The sequence below is a fragment of the Enterobacter sp. 168J2 genome, from assembly GCF_034107265.1.
Taxonomy (GTDB): domain Bacteria; phylum Pseudomonadota; class Gammaproteobacteria; order Enterobacterales; family Enterobacteriaceae; genus Enterobacter; species Enterobacter nematophilus.
Genome location: NZ_JAWNEB010000001.1, coordinates 792,953 through 809,038, shown reverse-complemented (window position 1 = coordinate 809,038; position 16,086 = coordinate 792,953). Strand labels below are relative to the sequence as shown.

The 16,086-nt window shown below is 56.2% G+C and carries 17 protein-coding genes; 6 read left to right on the top strand and 11 right to left on the bottom strand.

All coding sequences use genetic code 11. The features are described 5' to 3' along the window. Positions 1–109 precede the first annotated feature (109 nt). Positions 110–1,705, top strand: coding sequence for an FAD-NAD(P)-binding protein (locus tag USG84_RS03985; protein WP_253541695.1), 1,596 nt, complete (start codon positions 110–112; stop codon positions 1,703–1,705). Positions 1,706–1,733: 28 nt separating this feature from the next. Here USG84_RS03985 and USG84_RS03980 read toward each other — a convergent pair whose 3' ends face one another. Next, entirely contained in the window at positions 1,734–2,369 is a 636-nt protein-coding gene (locus USG84_RS03980; RefSeq protein ID WP_061098443.1) for a carbonic anhydrase, read from the bottom strand. 72 nt (positions 2,370–2,441) lie between these two features. Further along, positions 2,442–3,224, bottom strand: coding sequence for an MBL fold metallo-hydrolase (locus USG84_RS03975; protein ID WP_151413254.1), 783 nt, complete (start codon positions 3,222–3,224; stop codon positions 2,442–2,444). Between the two features lie 125 nt (positions 3,225–3,349). On the opposite strand from USG84_RS03975, the gene USG84_RS03970 reads away from it, so the two are divergent. Next, positions 3,350–3,490, top strand: coding sequence for a hypothetical protein (locus USG84_RS03970; RefSeq protein ID WP_061098445.1), 141 nt, complete (start codon positions 3,350–3,352; stop codon positions 3,488–3,490). Positions 3,491–3,526: 36 nt separating this feature from the next. Here USG84_RS03970 and USG84_RS03965 read toward each other — a convergent pair whose 3' ends face one another. The 9 genes from USG84_RS03965 to USG84_RS03925 all read right to left on the bottom strand — a co-directional run bounded on the left by USG84_RS03965 (position 3,527) and on the right by USG84_RS03925 (position 10,781). Then, a complete protein-coding gene (locus tag USG84_RS03965) occupies positions 3,527–4,006 on the bottom strand; it encodes a GlcG/HbpS family heme-binding protein (protein WP_151413253.1) in 480 nt (159 codons plus the stop codon). A gap of 90 nt (positions 4,007–4,096) precedes the next feature. Further along, positions 4,097–4,708 (bottom strand): response regulator transcription factor, encoded by a 612-nt coding sequence (locus tag USG84_RS03960; RefSeq protein WP_151413252.1) that lies wholly within the window; start codon positions 4,706–4,708, stop codon positions 4,097–4,099. Then, a complete protein-coding gene (locus USG84_RS03955; RefSeq protein ID WP_253541692.1) occupies positions 4,701–6,014 on the bottom strand; it encodes a sensor histidine kinase in 1,314 nt (437 codons plus the stop codon). The genes USG84_RS03960 and USG84_RS03955 overlap by 8 nt, the downstream gene beginning before the upstream one ends. Positions 6,015–6,105: 91 nt before the next feature. Continuing rightward, on the bottom strand, positions 6,106–7,512 hold the full coding sequence (locus USG84_RS03950) for a DUF1996 domain-containing protein (protein WP_151413251.1): 1,407 nt from the start codon (positions 7,510–7,512) through the stop codon (positions 6,106–6,108). 144 nt (positions 7,513–7,656) lie between these two features. Then, entirely contained in the window at positions 7,657–7,824 is a 168-nt protein-coding gene (locus tag USG84_RS03945) for a hypothetical protein (protein ID WP_253541689.1), read from the bottom strand. A gap of 118 nt (positions 7,825–7,942) precedes the next feature. Further along, a complete protein-coding gene (fumD, locus tag USG84_RS03940) occupies positions 7,943–8,152 on the bottom strand; it encodes a fumarate hydratase FumD (RefSeq protein WP_028012876.1) in 210 nt (69 codons plus the stop codon). A gap of 110 nt (positions 8,153–8,262) precedes the next feature. Further along, positions 8,263–9,075 (bottom strand): MetQ/NlpA family ABC transporter substrate-binding protein, encoded by an 813-nt coding sequence (locus USG84_RS03935; RefSeq protein WP_061098451.1) that lies wholly within the window; start codon positions 9,073–9,075, stop codon positions 8,263–8,265. Between the two features lie 22 nt (positions 9,076–9,097). Next, a complete protein-coding gene (locus USG84_RS03930; protein ID WP_008500617.1) occupies positions 9,098–9,766 on the bottom strand; it encodes a methionine ABC transporter permease in 669 nt (222 codons plus the stop codon). Then, positions 9,759–10,781 carry a methionine ABC transporter ATP-binding protein gene (locus USG84_RS03925; RefSeq protein ID WP_253541686.1) on the bottom strand — a complete coding sequence of 341 codons (1,023 nt, stop codon included), beginning with the start codon at positions 10,779–10,781 and terminating at the stop codon, positions 9,759–9,761. Before USG84_RS03925 ends, USG84_RS03930 begins: the two co-directional genes overlap by 8 nt. Before the next feature lie 400 nt (positions 10,782–11,181). On the opposite strand from USG84_RS03925, the gene USG84_RS03920 reads away from it, so the two are divergent. The 4 genes from USG84_RS03920 (at position 11,182) to lpp (ending at position 16,045) form a co-directional block, all read left to right on the top strand. After that, positions 11,182–12,552: a pyridoxal-phosphate dependent enzyme gene (locus USG84_RS03920; protein WP_151413250.1), complete on the top strand. Its 1,371-nt coding sequence runs from the start codon at positions 11,182–11,184 to the stop codon at positions 12,550–12,552. Positions 12,553–12,563: 11 nt separating this feature from the next. Continuing rightward, positions 12,564–13,709, top strand: coding sequence for a trans-sulfuration enzyme family protein (locus USG84_RS03915; protein WP_151413249.1), 1,146 nt, complete (start codon positions 12,564–12,566; stop codon positions 13,707–13,709). Between the two features lie 377 nt (positions 13,710–14,086). After that, entirely contained in the window at positions 14,087–15,499 is a 1,413-nt protein-coding gene (pykF, locus tag USG84_RS03910; protein WP_151413248.1) for a pyruvate kinase PykF, read from the top strand. A gap of 309 nt (positions 15,500–15,808) precedes the next feature. Then, positions 15,809–16,045: a murein lipoprotein Lpp gene (gene lpp / locus USG84_RS03905; RefSeq protein WP_001082307.1), complete on the top strand. Its 237-nt coding sequence runs from the start codon at positions 15,809–15,811 to the stop codon at positions 16,043–16,045. Positions 16,046–16,086: the final 41 nt, after the last annotated feature.

The following is a 16,086-nucleotide window of genomic DNA, read 5'->3' as shown; positions in this document are numbered from 1 at the left end:
TGAAATGGTGCAAATTCTCTCCTGTTAGCCTGAATTTTCTTAATCCCTTATTTTCATCATTATTCTCCTGCTACGCTTTTCTTATGGAAAAAAAACAGGAAGCGCGTCAATGAAGAATATCGCGATTATCGGCTCCGGCCCCACAGGGATTTACACCTTTTATCATCTGCTAAATAACAGCACTCCGCTCTCCGTATCCATCTTCGAACAGGCCGATGAAGCCGGCGTGGGCATGCCCTATAACGACGACGATAATTCCCGGCTGATGCTGGCGAACATTGCGAGCATTGAAATCCCGCCCATTTTTATGACCTACCTCGACTGGCTTAAAGAACAGAGCGACGCCCATCTGGCGCGCTTTAAGGTTGATAAAGCCCGCCTGCATGACCGGCAGTTCCTGCCGAGGCTCCTGCTGGGAGAGTATTTTCGCGACAGCTTTCGTTCAATCGTGAAAGAGGCAAAAAAGCTGGGGTTCCAGGTGACGGTTCATGAATCCGCGAAGGTAACGGACATCATCCCCTCGACAACCGGCGTCACCCTTTCCGTCAACAACACCACCTTGCCCGATCGGTTCGACCTGGCGGTGATCGCCACCGGCCATGTCTGGCCGGATGAGGAGGAAGCCACGCGCACGTTCTTCCCCAGCCCATGGTCGGGGTTGATGGACGCCAGCATTCCCCCTTGCCGCGTGGGCATTATGGGAACCTCGTTGAGCGGTCTGGACGCGGCTATGGCGGTGGTGATGCAGCACGGTGAGTTTCGTGACGGTAAATTCATCCTCGACAAGGGCAGCGAAGGGTTAAACATTACGCTGATGTCCCGAACGGGCATTCTGCCTGAGGCCGATTTTTACTGCCCTATCCCTTATGAGCCGCTGTCGGTATTGACCGAATTCGTGGTTGAAAGCGAGATAGCCAAAGGATCGGACGGCCTGCTTGACCGCATCTTTGCCCTGATGGTGAAAGAGCTCGAGCTCGCCGACCCGGCTTGGTGCGAGAAAATTTCCTTGCGTAACCAGGATGCCGACAGCCTTCGTGAGGCGTGGTTTGAGGATCGTAAGCGGCACGGGCCCTTTACCTGGGCGGAAGAGAACCTCAGCGAGGTTGAGCGCAACAAACGCGAACGGCGCACCGTGGCCTGGCGCTATACCGTCCTTCGGCTGCATGAGGTGGTTCAGGAGATTGTGCCCCACCTCAACGAAGAGGACAGAGAGCGCTTTAAGCAGGGCCTCGCCCGCGTGTTTATCGACAACTATGCCGCCATCCCGCCGCAGTCTATCCGCAGGCTGCTTGCGCTTCGCGAGGCCGGCATCATTAGCGTGGCGGCGCTCGGCGATGATTACACGCTTGATGCCGGCAGCGATCGGACGGTCATTACCACCAAAGAGACCGTTTATCGTTTCGACGTGTTTATTGATGCGCGCGGACAAAAGCCGCTCAAAACAAAGGACCTGCCTTTCCCGACGCTGCGTAAACAGCTGGCAGAGACGGGCGACGAGATACCCGACGTTGGCGAGGATTACACGCTTAAAGCGCCTGAAACGGTTCGCGGGCGCATCGCTTTCGGCGCAATACCGTGGCTAATGCACGATCGTCCCTTCGTTCAGGGGCTGGCGGAGTGTGCGGAGATTGCAGAGGCGATGGCGAAGGCGGCTGAAAAACAAGCCTCAGGGAGACGGCGTAGGTTACCGTACGTGGAGAACTGACAGGGCTTCCATGCCCTGCTATCGGTGATTACTCGAAGAAGACCTCCGGGTTTTCCGACAGCGATACGAACGTTTTGGTGTTCTTATCCAGGGCAAGGATTTTGCCGCTTTCAATGTCGTATACCCAACCGTGCAGTCGGATGGAGTTATTACGCAGGCCCACCGCGACGGACGGGTGGGTCTTGATGTTGCTCAGCTGCGCAAACACGTTCTCCTGCACCATCGCATTCACTTTATCGATAGGCGTGTCCCAGCTTTTCTTCTCTACAACGGCTTTTGCCGCGTCGGAATAGCGCAGCCAGTGCGATACGGCAGGCATCGGCTCCAGGTTGGCGTTATCGGCAATCGCCTTCATCGCGCCGCAGTTGGAGTGGCCGCAGATCACGATGTCGGTCACGCCCAGCGCCACCACCGCGTACTCGATAGTTGCGGAGACGCCGCCCGGCTCCGGTCCGAAAGGCGGGACAATGTTGCCAGCATTACGAATGACAAAAAGCTGTCCCGGCTCTTGCTGGGTGACCAGTTCAGGAACCAGACGGCTGTCGGAGCAGGAGATGAACAGCGCTTTGGGATTCTGGCTGGACGCTAAACTGCGAAAGAGCTCTTTACGTTGCGGGAAAATCTCTTTTTGAAAGCTGAGAAAACCTTCAATGATATGTTGCATAGCAATTTCTCTTTTATCTGTTTTCGTTTAGGTATGATCGCGATCACACTCGTAAAGTTTACCCACCGTACTTTACCTGAGACAAGCAATATATTTCTGGCCCGACCGCTGCACGATGTCGTCGGCGTTCGCCGGGATGTTCTGCCCTTCAAACGCGCCGTAAAGACGCGCGAACGATCTTCCCGCCAGGCGCCGGGTAACGTCCTCAACCGTACGGGCAGGCAGCGGGAGCATATTCGGGTAGCTCCACATAAACGACACGGCATCTTTCCCCGGCGTGACCTGCAAAATATCCCCCGCCAGCAAAACGCCCTCGCCCTCCTGCCAGTGCAGCACCGTTCCGCCCGCAAAATGGCCGCCGAGACGCAGCAGCGTGACCGAGGGCATAATCTCCAGCGCATCGCCATCCCAGAAGTGAATCGCCGGGCTGTTGCGCATCACCCATTCGCGGTCGCTGGCGTGCAGATAGACCGGTGCATCGAAAGCCGCGGCCCACTCCTGCATCGTGGTGTAATAGTGCGGATGCGAAATCGCAATGGCGTGAAGGCCACCGAGCGCGGTGATGAGCGTTTGGGTTGCGGGATCAAGGTTGGCAATGCAGTCCCACAGAATATTGCCGTGTGGAGTGCGCAGAAGCAGCGCTCGCTGGCTAATTGCAAAGGACGGTACCGTTTTGATACTGAACAGCGCGGGCTCCAGCTGCTGCCATTTGTTCGCGTGCGTGGCCGTCACCGTCGCGTAATCAATCCACGCCTGACCGCTGGCCGGGACATACTGGCGTTCATCCTCGCAAATCGGACATCTCTCCGGCTTTCCGTCATAGGAGGTACCGCAGGTTTTACAGAGTGTAATCATGAGCGCTCCTCGGTGATAAAGCACTGAGTATGGCAGGGATTATCCTTATGTGCTGCGAGGTACATTGCCGACGTTTTTTACCCTATACTGTGCCAGTATCAAAAACCGAACAGAGCAGGTGCAACATGGAAATTGATCTCGATAACTTAGTTTTTAACGGACTGGATGAAGCGGAAGAGCGTAACGCGGAACGTCTGGACGACGCGGATAAGAAAGCGCAGGCGGTTGTTGCCGACGACGACTGCGGTGATGCCTGCAAGATTTGATAAAAAAAAGCACCGGTAAACCGGTGCTTTTTTAGATTACTTTTTCAGCCCGTCAATGGCCGCCTGAGCGCAGGCTTCATCAAGATGACCGCCCGGCGCGCCGCCGATGCCGATCGCCCCAATCACCTCATCGCCTTCTTTTACCGGCAGACCACCTGCCAGCAGCAGGTAGCCAGGAATATCACGCATGTTCTGTGCGCCCGCATTGCTCTGCGCCGCTTCCATCACTTTGCCTGACGCATTCTTTGCGCTAAGCGCCGTAAACGCTTTCATTTCGCTGGCTTTTACCGTGTGAGGACCGGCGTTATCCATACGCTGCACCGCTTTTACCACGCCCGCACGGTCAACCACCGTAACCGCGACCTGGTAATTTTTCGCTGCACAGGACTGAATGGCGGATGTTGCCAGCGCGTTAGCCTGCGCCAGAGAGAGATTCTTTTGGGTCAACGTCTCGGCCTGCGCGGCCAGACTTACGCTACCCGCGACCAGTGCCGCAACCATCATTACTTTTTTCATTGCACTTCCTCGAGTGTTGTTTGACATCTCAAAGGTTACTTAACTGCACAACGAAACGTAATTCGGTTGATTACGCACTCCACCTGGTAATTATACGGATTGCAATTTGTCGTACGCCCGGCTCGCCTGTACCAGGCTGGTGACGCCGAGCTTGGCAAACGCCGCCGCGCGGTGCGCTTCCACGGTTCTCGGGGAAAGATTCAGACGTGCAGCCACCTCTTTGTTACTGCACCCTTCCATCAGTACGGTCAACACCTCGTGCTCCCGCGCGGTTAGCTGTTCAAAGCGTGCTTTGATCTGCGAAATATCCTGCCAGGCGGCAGACCGTCGCTGGCTCTCCTCGAACGCCAGCCCAACCGTTTCGATGAGCTTATCGGCGTCTAACGGCTTGGTGAAAAACTCAAACACGCCGTTGCGAAACGCGCGACGGCAGGCGTCGATCGTTCCGTGCCCGGTCATAATAATCACCGGCAGCAGCGGCCAGGGCCATTCGCCCTCTTCCAGCCACGTCAGCCCGCCTTTGCCCGGCATGCGCATATCCAGCAGCAGACAGCCGACAAGCGCCGATTGACCGTCCTGCGTTTTCGTAAAGGCTTCGACGCTCTCAAACGTCTTAACCTGCCAGCCCATCCCCGACAGTAAAAACGCCAGGGATTCTCTGATGGACTCGTCGTCATCGATGAGCCAGACAACCTTATCCATGCTTTGTCTCCTCTCCTGCTGCCAGCTGCAAGCGGATCTGCGCCCCACCCTGCGGGGCATTGCCCAGGGTAATCGAGCCGTTCATGCGCGTTATCAACGTTTCCGTTAACGTCATCCCCAGCCCAATTCCGCCGGGGCGTCCGCTAAAGAATGGCATAAATGCGTTCTGCAGAGCATCCGGGCTAAACCCGGGCCCGCCGTCGGTCAGAGTAACCAGAATGCCCTTCTCATTTTTCTGACTGTCGATTCGCACCCAGCCGTGCGTGCTCTCCTGCTGCGCCTGAATCGCATTGCTGAGCAGATTGTGCAGGATCTGCTCCAGCCAGAGTCGGTCCGCCAGCACGGTCATGGCATCCTCGGCAAACGCGTGGATTATCGCGATACGTCTGGATTTGCGCTCGTGCTCCAGTAAATTTTCCACCTGCAGCCAGCACTGAACCAGATCGGTTTCGCGCAGGGTCACCTTCTCCTGAACAACATGCTCGCGAAACCGCGTCAGCAAGGCGCTGATACGCTGCGTTTGCAGCAGCGCGGCCGCGAGCGCCTGCGACACGGCCTGCGGATTATCCTGCTGCTGCTGTCGCTGCGCCCCCTGGATCCAGGTTTGCACGGCGGTCAGCGGCTGGTTGATTTCATGGACGATGCCCGCGGTGATCTCTCCCAGCGTGTTAAGCCTGGCATGCTGATAATAGAGCGCACGCTGCTCGGCCTGCTGGCGCTGTTTGCGCTGCCAGAGCACGGTTCCCGCGCCCGCAATCACCATCCCCCACGTCAGAAAGAGCAGCGGATACGCCAGCCAGGAGACCCTGAACCAGTCCGGTTCTGCCGCGGCAGAGAGAGTAAAGGGCTGAGTATGCTGCGGGAAGGTGCGCTGCCAGTGCCAGAAAGCGTCTGTAGACCACGGCCGATCGTTATTAGAGAGGTTCAGATGCAGCTCTGCAAAGCTATGGCTCGGCGCAAGCAGCGCGCTTAAGTCGATCAGGACGCGGATCTGCCGCCACGGGTTGTATAGCCAGTACTGAACGCCGCGAAACGGCTCCACGCGGGCGGCGTCGAGCGCGCGACCGGTAGTTTTTTCCAGGGCCTTAATATGCGGGAATTTTTTGCTTAACGCGGTGATATCTTCATCGCCATTCAGAAGCGGAAGCACCGACTCGTTTTGCGTCAGCACGGCGCCGATCGCCGAATAAAGCGCCGTAAACTCGCGATCGCGCTCCCAGAACTGGCGGCGTATCTGTTCCGCATACAGCAGCACGCCGCTTATCAGGCAGACTAGCACCCACAGCGCGATGCTGCGCTTTATCATCTTTTTTATGCTCATAGCGTTAACTGGCACCGTCATTCAGACTGACGACATTACCAGTTAACGATGATGAGAACAAAAAAACGCGGCGCGATCAGATCTCCGGCGTTTTGCTAAAGCCGGTCAGCATCAGGATAAGGCTTTGCGGGGAGGATGCCGTCTCAAACTGGTAGTGATTTCCCTGACGATCGCCGCCGATGTACCACGAAATCTCGGTTTTCCCTTCTGCCAGCGCCTTGCGCACCGCTTTATCCACGTCCACCATCCGGTATCCGCGGGAGTGGTTAAGGTAAAGCACCGCATCCGAACGGTAGTTACAGGCTGGCCGCGACTGCCAGCTCACGCTGGCCGGATCCCAGTCGTTGCTTGCCGGATAGAAGAAGATTTGATCCGCGCCGTTGGTTTCCACTTTCCCGCCATAAATCCGCACGCGGTATTTAAACTGCGACGGATCCTGTCCGGCTGGCAGCGGGGGAATGTGGAACTTCACCAGCGACAGCGTTTCGCTGTTTTTCGTGCGTCCGCCGTTCTGCCAGTTATCCTGCACCAGCAGGGCCTGTGGATCGGGCTGGGAAAGCGCTGGCTCCAGGCTGCTGAGCCAGACGTTGGCCTTCGCCTTTGAATAACCGTACGGAACGGTGGTGCCGCAGTCCAGCCCGCGGTTCATGCACAGGTCGGTCATAAAGCGCGCGGCGTCTTCCGTCCAGCCGTTCATAAAGTCAGCATGCGCCGTATACAGGCTCCCCCACCGCTCTTCACGCTCGTCGCCGTGCATGATGGGGTCGAGGGAAAGCTGCGCTTTACTGGTATCGAGCGAGCTAATCGTCGGGAGCACGTACGCAATGTTCATGTTCACGGTGGGAATTTTCACCGGGAAGTCGGACGGGCACTGCCCTTTGGTGTCGTAGGTGGCGTTGACCAGACCGTGGGCGGGCTTAAGATTTACCCCATCCCAGCAGTTTGGAAACTGAATGCCGATATTAAACTGCACGGCATCGTTCGCCTTGCGTAAGCCGCAGACCTCACCCGTTTTGGTGGTGTAGCCGTGGCCGTTAGCGCACAGGAAGGTGATATGTGGATTCGGCGCGGTGCCGTGATGATCGCCCGCCAGCAGCGATAGCCCCGCCGGGAACGGGTGCAGCGGCCAGGCGTCCACGTTCGATGCCTGATAATAGGTTTTTTGATAGGCAGGTTTGACCACCGTTCCGTCAGGCAATTTCAGAGAGGGTGCCCAGTAAGCCGAGCTGTCTGCTTTATTATCGCAGGTGGTCTTTTCATGCGTACGCAGCGATTCGCGGCTGGAGAAGGCATCCGTTTGCACGTTGCCAAAAAAATCGTGGAGCATGGCCTCATTGGGCATGCCGTACATCATAATGGCATCGTCGCCGAGCGTGTGGGAGTAACCGCAGACGACGTGCGCCTGTGGCGCAGCGTGCGCCGCCTGCATGGCAATCAGTAGTGCGGTGGCAGAGAGTGCCGGGGTGAGTATTATCCGTTTCATTATCATCTCCTTCTGAGAAAGGAGATATTGGTAACAAAACGGCTACGGTTTACCGAGGATTTGCCCGCGTATTTTTCCGTTCATCCCTGCTTTACACGCATCACGCACAGCACATTCCAGTACGTTTCGCGCGTGCGGCGAAGTTCAGCGTGGCGTTTTATCATGGAACCGCTCCGGGTCTATGTTGGCGACGTCCACGCCATAGAGGCTGGCAACAGGCAGTATTGACTCAAGAACACGCTGCGCGCTGTTCTCCGCATTCGCGGGCCGGGTCGCAAAAAACCGCCGTAGCGTGCCGATCCATTTTTTCATCGTCTTTACCCCTCTCGCTTTACCTGAGTTCAGTAAAACACGCCTCCATCAGGGAGGGGAAATAACAATAACGACTGTTGATATGCAGGATCTGAGTAACACGCGAAACGCTGACGCCTTACCCGGCCAGCGCCTTAACCACCGTTTCCATCGCTTCGGTTGTCAGTGCGCTGCGCTTGATGCGCTGGTTCGCCAGCGCCGTGCGCAGCACGCCCGCAATGACAATATGCTTCGGCTCCTGCCCTAAATCACGCATCTCCAGCACCACCTTTCCGACCACCCGGCACATCTCCTGGTACAGCGCTTCATCTTTGGTCACGTTACCCATCGTCATCACTCCATTGCCTGTTAAACGTTGAGCTTAAATGATTCTCCCCCCGGATACAAAAAAGAAGCCCGGCGAGGATCTCGCCGGGCTTCATCTGGAAAATCAAACAATTAGTTGTTTACTGGAATGACCGCGCCTTTGTATTTAGTACGGATCCAGTCCTGAATCTCTTTGGAGTGCAGCACGTTCACCAGCGCGACGATGTCTTTCTTCTTCTCGTCGCCGCGATGCACGGTAATGATATTGGCGTACGGGTTGTTTTCACCGCTCTCTACCGCAATCGGGTCATGAACCGGGTCCAGACCGGCGTCAATCGCGTAGTTGGCGTTAATCACCACCGCGTCGCCTTCGTCGTTGTTGTACATCTGCGGCAGCAGGGACGCTTCCACGTTCGGCGTGAACTTCAGTTTTTTCGGGTTCTCAACGATATCGCTGATGCGCGCCGTCACTTTGTCGATGCCCGGCTTCAGCTTGATCACACCCTCTTTTTCGAAGATGGAGAGAATGCGGCCTTCTTCAGAAACCGCATCACGCATGATGATCTTGCCGCCTTCCGGGAGGTCCTTCAGGGATTTGTATTTTTTGGAGTAGATGCCGATTGGCTCAATGTGGATCGCGCCCGCACTGACAAAATCGTAGTCCTTATCGCCCGCGTGATCCTTCAGGACGCTGTTCAGGTAAGGGATGTGCTGGAAGTAGTTGGCGTCGATGTCACGTCCGGCCAGCGCGGTGTTGGGCAGAATGTAGTCCTGGAACGGTTTAATCTCCAGATCGATACCCTGCTTCGCCAGAATCGGCTTGGCCTGCTCCAGAATTTCGGCGTGCGGGGTGTTGGACGCGCCCACGGTCAGGGTGTCGGCCCAGGAGGCGAAGCTCAGGGCGCTCAGGGTGGCGGCCGCGATCAGCGTCAGTGTCTTTTTCATGATGTGGTTCCTGTGTGTTTTATTAGCGTTTATCTAACAGTGAAGTAATGACATCGCCGCAGAACTGGATAATGAAAACGATGATTAAAATGGTCACCGTTGCCACCAGCGTGACGTCACCATGGTTGCGCTGGAATCCTTCCAGATAAGCCAGATTTCCCAAACCGCCGGCGCCAATCACCCCCGCCATTGCGCTGTAGCTCACCAGCGCAATCAGCGTCACCGTAATACCTGAAACCAGTGCAGGTGATGATTCCGGCAGTAAAACCCGAAACACTAGCGTGCTCAGTCGTGCGCCCATCGAGCGCGTTGCTTCTATGACCCCTTTGTCCACTTCGCGCAGGGCGATCTCCACCAGACGCGCGTAGAACGGCGCGGCGCCGACAATCAGCGCCGGCAGCGCCGCGTTAGCACCAAGGATGGTACCGACGACGGTCTTGGTGAACGGGATGAGCAGGACGATTAAAATGATGAACGGAATAGAGCGGAACACGTTCACCACAATCGAAATGACGCTGTAGACCGTGCGGTTGTGGAACAAGCCACCGCGCGCGGTTAAAAACAGCGCCAGGCCCAGCACGATGCCCAGAACAAAGGTCGCCACGCCGGAAAGCGCGGTCATATACAGCGTCTCCAGCGTGGCAGCCCAGAGCTGATCCCACTTGAGATGCGGAAAGAGATTCTCAGCCATGTTTAATTACCTCGCCTTCAATATCGCTTTGCTTCAGGTCGGCGAGGATATTGTTCAGTTGTTCATCGGAGGCCACCACGTGGACCCAGAGCTGCCCGAAAACACCGTGGGCGGTTTGCGTCATTTTTCCGTGCAGGATGTTAAACGGCAGGCCGTAGCGCAGGGTTAATTCCCCGACAATCGGCTTATGGGTGCTGTGTCCGGTAAAGGTCAGCCTGATCACCGTGCCTTCCAGATCGTTTGCCAGTTCGGTATTGAAGGTCTCTTCCTCGGCGTACTGACTCACCTGGCGGACGAACTGCCGGGTGATGGGCTGCTGCGGATGGGTGAAAACGCTCAGCACGTCGCCCTCTTCCACCACTTTACCGTTCTCCATCACCGCCACGCGGTCGCAGATTTTGCGCACCACGTGCATCTCGTGCGTGATCAGCACGATGGTGAGTTTGAAGCGGCGGTTAATGTCGAGCAGCAGATCGAGGATCTGATCGGTGGTCTGCGGGTCGAGCGCGGACGTAGCCTCATCGCAGAGCAGCACGTCGGGGTTGTTGGCCAGCGCGCGCGCAATCCCCACGCGCTGTTTTTGCCCGCCGCTCAGCTGCGACGGATATGCATTCTCGCGCCCCTTCAGGCCAACCAGTTCCACCAGTTCGGCGACGCGCGCCTTAATGTTAGCTTTTGGCACACCGGCGATTTGCATCGAGAAAGCAATGTTCTCACTCACCGTGCGCGACCACAGCAGGTTGAAGTGCTGAAACACCATGCTGATCTTCAGGCGCGCCAGGCGCAGCGCTTCACCTTTTGCGGCGGAGATATCCTGCCCGTTAATGGTGACGCTCCCGGCGCTGGGTTTCTCCAGACCGTTGAGCAGGCGAATCAGCGTGCTTTTCCCGGCCCCGCTGTAGCCGATAATGCCGTAAATTTGTCCCTGCTCTATCGTCAAATTGACGTTATCAACGGCGGTCAGCGCGACTTTTCCGTTGTCAAAAACCTTCGAAATATTCCTGAGTACGATCATTCTTATACGTTATCCGTTGCGCATATAGCGGTTTAGCAGTATGGATGTCCAAATGATAGTAAACAGGCGTTATCAGCTTTGAAATGAACAAAAAAGCATGTCTTATAACTTTCGGAAATAAACAGCGAGTTTGCCGGGCGGGAAGTATTTAGACTAATTTCAGCAATGATTATCTGCCAGACGCATATGTGCTGGCTTACCTTCCGTAAAAGCGGTCATTTTTTCAGCATTTTATGCCGGTATAGCCATCCTCACATCCAGACAACTGTACGTCTTGCTGTCCTGACATCCAAAAACGACATTTATATTCCATTACGTTCTAAAAGGCAGTGAATGGTTCTTTATTGAGAAAATTTCACCGCCCTATCATCCCGTCATGACATCCAGAAAGGAAAACATCATGACGATTTACCACTCCGTCACCGAACTGATTGGCCGCACGCCGCTGATCCAGCTGCATAAGCTCGATACCGGCCCCTGCTCGCTGTTTCTGAAGCTGGAAAACCAGAACCCCGGCGGCTCGATTAAAGACCGCGTTGCGCTGTCGATGATTAACGAAGCGGAGCGCACCGGCCAGCTGCAGCCGGGCGGCACGATTATTGAGGCAACGGCGGGGAATACCGGCCTCGGCCTGGCCCTGATCGCCGCCCAGAAAGGCTACTCGCTGATCCTGGTGGTGCCGGACAAAATGAGCCGCGAGAAGATTTTCCACCTGCGCGCGCTGGGTGCCCAGGTGGTGCTGACCCGCTCCGACGTCAACAAGGGCCACCCCGCCTATTACCAGGATTACGCCCGACGCCTGGCCAACGAGCTGCCCGGCGCGTTTTATATCGACCAGTTTAATAACGAGGCCAATCCGCTGGCGCACCGCACCACCACGGCACCGGAGCTGTTTGAGCAGCTTGACGGCAGGATTGACGCCATCGTGGTGGGCGTTGGGTCCGGCGGGACGCTGGGCGGCCTGCAGGCGTGGTTCGCCGAGCACTCGCCGCACACGGAGTTTGTCCTGGCTGACCCCGCCGGGTCGGTTCTTGCCGACCAGGTGGAAACCGGACGCTACCACGACGCGGGCTCCTGGCTGGTAGAGGGAATTGGCGAAGACTTTATTCCGCCGCTGGCCCACATCGAAGGGGTGAATCGCGCCTGGCGCATCTCCGACCGGGAAGCCTTCACCACCGCGCGCGAGCTGCTGAAAACGGAAGGTATTCTGGCGGGCTCTTCCAGCGGCACGCTGCTGGCGGCGGCGCTGAAATACTGCCAGGCGCAGACCATACCTAAACGCGTGGTGACCTTCGCCTGCGACAGCGGCAATAAATATCTCTCCAAGATGTTCAACGACGACTGGATGCGCCAGCAGGGGCTTATCACGCGCCCTCAGGCGGGCGATCTCTCCGACTACATCGCCCTGCGCCACGATGAAGGCGCCACCGTCACTGCCGCTCCGGACGATACGCTTTCCACCGTGCTGGCACGCATGCGCCTGTATGACATCTCTCAGCTCCCAGTCCTTGAGAACGGCAAGGTGGTGGGCATTATCGACGAGTGGGATCTGCTGCGGCATATCGGCGGCGACGGCGACCGCTTTGCCCTGCCGGTCACGGCGGCCATGACCCGTCAGGTGGAATTCCTCGACAAACGCGCCCCGGAGAGCGCCCTGCACGCCATCTTCGACCGCGGTCTGGTGGCCGTGATTAACGACAATGACCGTTTTCTCGGCCTGATTACGCGCAGCGACGTCCTGACCGCGTGGCGCAATCGTCTACAGCAATAAAGGATTAAACGATGAAAAACCTGGCAACCCTGAGCGTCCACAGCGGCGCGTTTAACGACCAGCACGGCGCCGTCATGCCGCCGATTTACGCCACGTCGACGTTTGCGCAACCGTCACCCGGGGAGCATACCGGCTATGAGTATTCCCGCAGCGGCAACCCAACGCGCCACGCGCTGGAAACCGCCATCGCCGAGCTCGAAGGCGGCACGCGCGGCTACGCCTTTGCCTCCGGTCTCGCCGCCATCTCCACGGTGCTCGAACTGCTGGATAAAGACAGCCATATCGTCGCCATTGATGACGTTTACGGCGGGACCTATCGCCTGATCGAAAACGTACGCAAGCGCAGCACCGGCCTGCGGGTCAGCTGGGTTAAGCCGGACGATTTAGCCGGGCTTGAGGACGCCATTCGCCCGGACACGCGCATGGTGTGGGTGGAAACGCCGACCAACCCGCTTCTGAAGCTGGCGGATCTGGCGGCCATTGCCGCTATCGCGCGGCGTCATAACGTCATCAGCGTGGCGGATAACACCTTCGCGTCGCCAGCGATCCACCGCCCGCTGGCGTCGGGTTTCGATATCGTGGTTCACTCCGCCACCAAATACCTTAACGGCCACTCGGACGTGGTGGCCGGGCTGGCGGTGGTGGGTGATAACCCGGCGCTGGCGGACCAGCTTGGCTATCTGCAAAATGCGGTCGGCGGCGTTCTGGATCCCTTTAGCAGCTTCCTGACCCTGCGCGGTCTCCGCACGCTTGCGCTGAGGGTAGAAAAGCACAGCAGCAACGCGCTGGAGATTGCGCAATGGCTGGCGCAGCATCCTCTGGTCGAAAAAGTGTTCTATCCCGGCCTGGAATCGCATCCGCAGTATCAGCTTGCCCGCACGCAGATGGCCCTGCCGGGCGGGATGATTTCCGTCGTGGTGAAAGGCGATGCGCAACGCGCCACCGAGGTGATTCGCAACCTGAAGCTGTTCACCCTGGCGGAAAGCCTGGGCGGCGTGGAGAGCCTGGTGAGCCAGCCCTACAGCATGACGCACGCCTCGATTCCGCTGGAGCAACGCCTGGCAAACGGTATTGTGCCGCAGCTGATTCGCCTGTCGGTGGGCATTGAAGATCCGAAAGACCTGATTGCCGACCTCAGCCAGGCGCTGCAAAAATAGGCAAAATGCGGCAGGTCGATCGCCTGCCGCCAAAAGTTGTCATCATGGCTTAACGCCTTGATAACAATATTATGTGAAACGGCATTGATTAATTCTGAAACGCCGTATCCATTTTCCTTTTATCTTAAAATCAGCGTATAATGCGCGCCAAATCCCTGGTGAATGGTTTCAGCGCTTGGAATACAAAAAACAACCTACAACTTCCCCTCTCCTTCGTTGGGCTGTCACTCAGGCACACTTTCTTCTGCACGCTCATTTGATGTCTCCTATCCTTAGTGCGTGTCATATACTCTTTTGCAACACAGGTTTGACTCCGCGGCGGTGCGCCCCCGGAGCGAGATTTCCATATCCTTCCCAACTTAAAGACTAAGACTGTCATGAAAAAGACGAAAATTGTTTGTACTATCGGCCCGAAAACCGAATCCGAAGAGATGCTGAGCAAAATGCTGGACGCCGGCATGAACGTGATGCGTCTGAACTTTTCCCACGGTGACTACGCGGAACACGGTCAGCGTATCCAGAACTTGCGCAACGTGATGAGCAAGACCGGTAAAAAAGCGGCGATCCTGCTCGATACCAAAGGTCCGGAAATCCGTACCATCAAACTGGAAGGCGGTAACGACGTCTCTCTGAAAGCGGGCCAGACCTTCACCTTCACTACCGACAAATCCGTTGTCGGTAACAGCGAAATCGTTGCGGTAACCTATGAAGGCTTCACCACCGATCTGTCCGTGGGTAACACCGTGCTGGTCGACGATGGTCTGATCGGTATGGAAGTGACCGCTATCGAAGGTAACAAAGTTATCTGTAAAGTGCTGAACAACGGCGACCTGGGCGAAAACAAAGGCGTTAACCTGCCGGGCGTTTCTATCGCGCTGCCAGCACTGGCTGAGAAAGACAAACAGGACCTGATCTTCGGCTGCGAACAGGGCGTTGACTTCGTTGCGGCGTCCTTCATCCGTAAGCGTTCCGACGTGGTTGAAATTCGTGAGCACCTGAAAGCCCACGGTGGCGAGAAGATCCAGATCATCTCCAAAATCGAAAACCAGGAAGGCCTGAACAACTTCGACGAAATCCTCGAAGCGTCTGACGGCATCATGGTTGCACGTGGCGACCTGGGCGTTGAAATCCCGGTTGAAGAAGTGATCTTCGCGCAGAAGATGATGATCGAGAAATGTGTTCGCGCGCGTAAAGTGGTTATCACCGCCACGCAGATGCTGGACTCCATGATCAAAAACCCACGCCCTACCCGCGCTGAAGCAGGCGACGTGGCGAACGCCATCCTCGACGGTACCGATGCAGTGATGCTGTCCGGTGAATCCGCGAAAGGGAAATACCCTCTGGAAGCGGTCGGCATCATGGCGACCATCTGCGAACGTACAGACCGCGTGATGACCAGCCGTCTGGACTTCAACAACGACAGCCGCAAGCTGCGCATCACCGAAGCAGTATGCCGCGGTGCGGTAGAAACCGCTGAGAAACTGGAAGCGCCACTGATTGTGGTTGCGACCCAGGGCGGTAAATCTGCGCGCGCAGTGCGTAAATACTTCCCGGATGCCACCATCCTGGCCCTGACCACCAACGAAACCACCGCACGTCAGCTGGTGCTGAGCAAAGGCGTGGTTGCGCACCTGGTCAAAGAGATCGCCTCTACTGACGATTTCTACATTCAGGGTAAAGCAATGGCTCTGGAAAGCGGTCTGGCGCAGAAAGGCGACGTTGTTGTCATGGTTTCTGGTGCACTGGTACCAAGCGGAACAACCAACACTGCCTCCGTTCACGTGCTGTAATAATTCACGAACGAATTAAATTTGATAAAAAGCGCCCAATGGGCGCTTTTTTTATTAGCGGTATTAGCCAAATTCATTCAAAAAGCAAATCGGGTTTTTCTATTTAAATGCGATTTATCTAAGATGAATCCGATGAAAAATGCCTTTTTTTACATAGCTTTTTACTCAAAACGCACTGATTCGATGCTTCTTTGAGCGAACGATCAAAAATAGGCGTATTCCCATCAAAAAAATATTCTCAACCCAAAAAAGTTTGTGTAATACTTGTAACGCTACATGGAGATTAACTCAATCTAGAGGGTATTAATAATGAATCGTACTAAACTGGTACTGGGCGCGGTAATCCTGGGTTCTACTCTGCTGGCTGGTTGCTCCAGCAACGCTAAAATCGATCAGCTGTCTTCTGACGTTCAGACTCTGAACGCTAAAGTTGACCAGCTGAGCAACGACGTGAACGCAATGCGTTCCGACGTTCAGGCTGCTAAAGACGACGCAGCTCGCGCTAACCAGCGTCTGGACAACCAGGCTACTAAATACCGTAAGTAATAGTACCTGTTAATAAAATGGCGCACATTGTGCGCCATTTT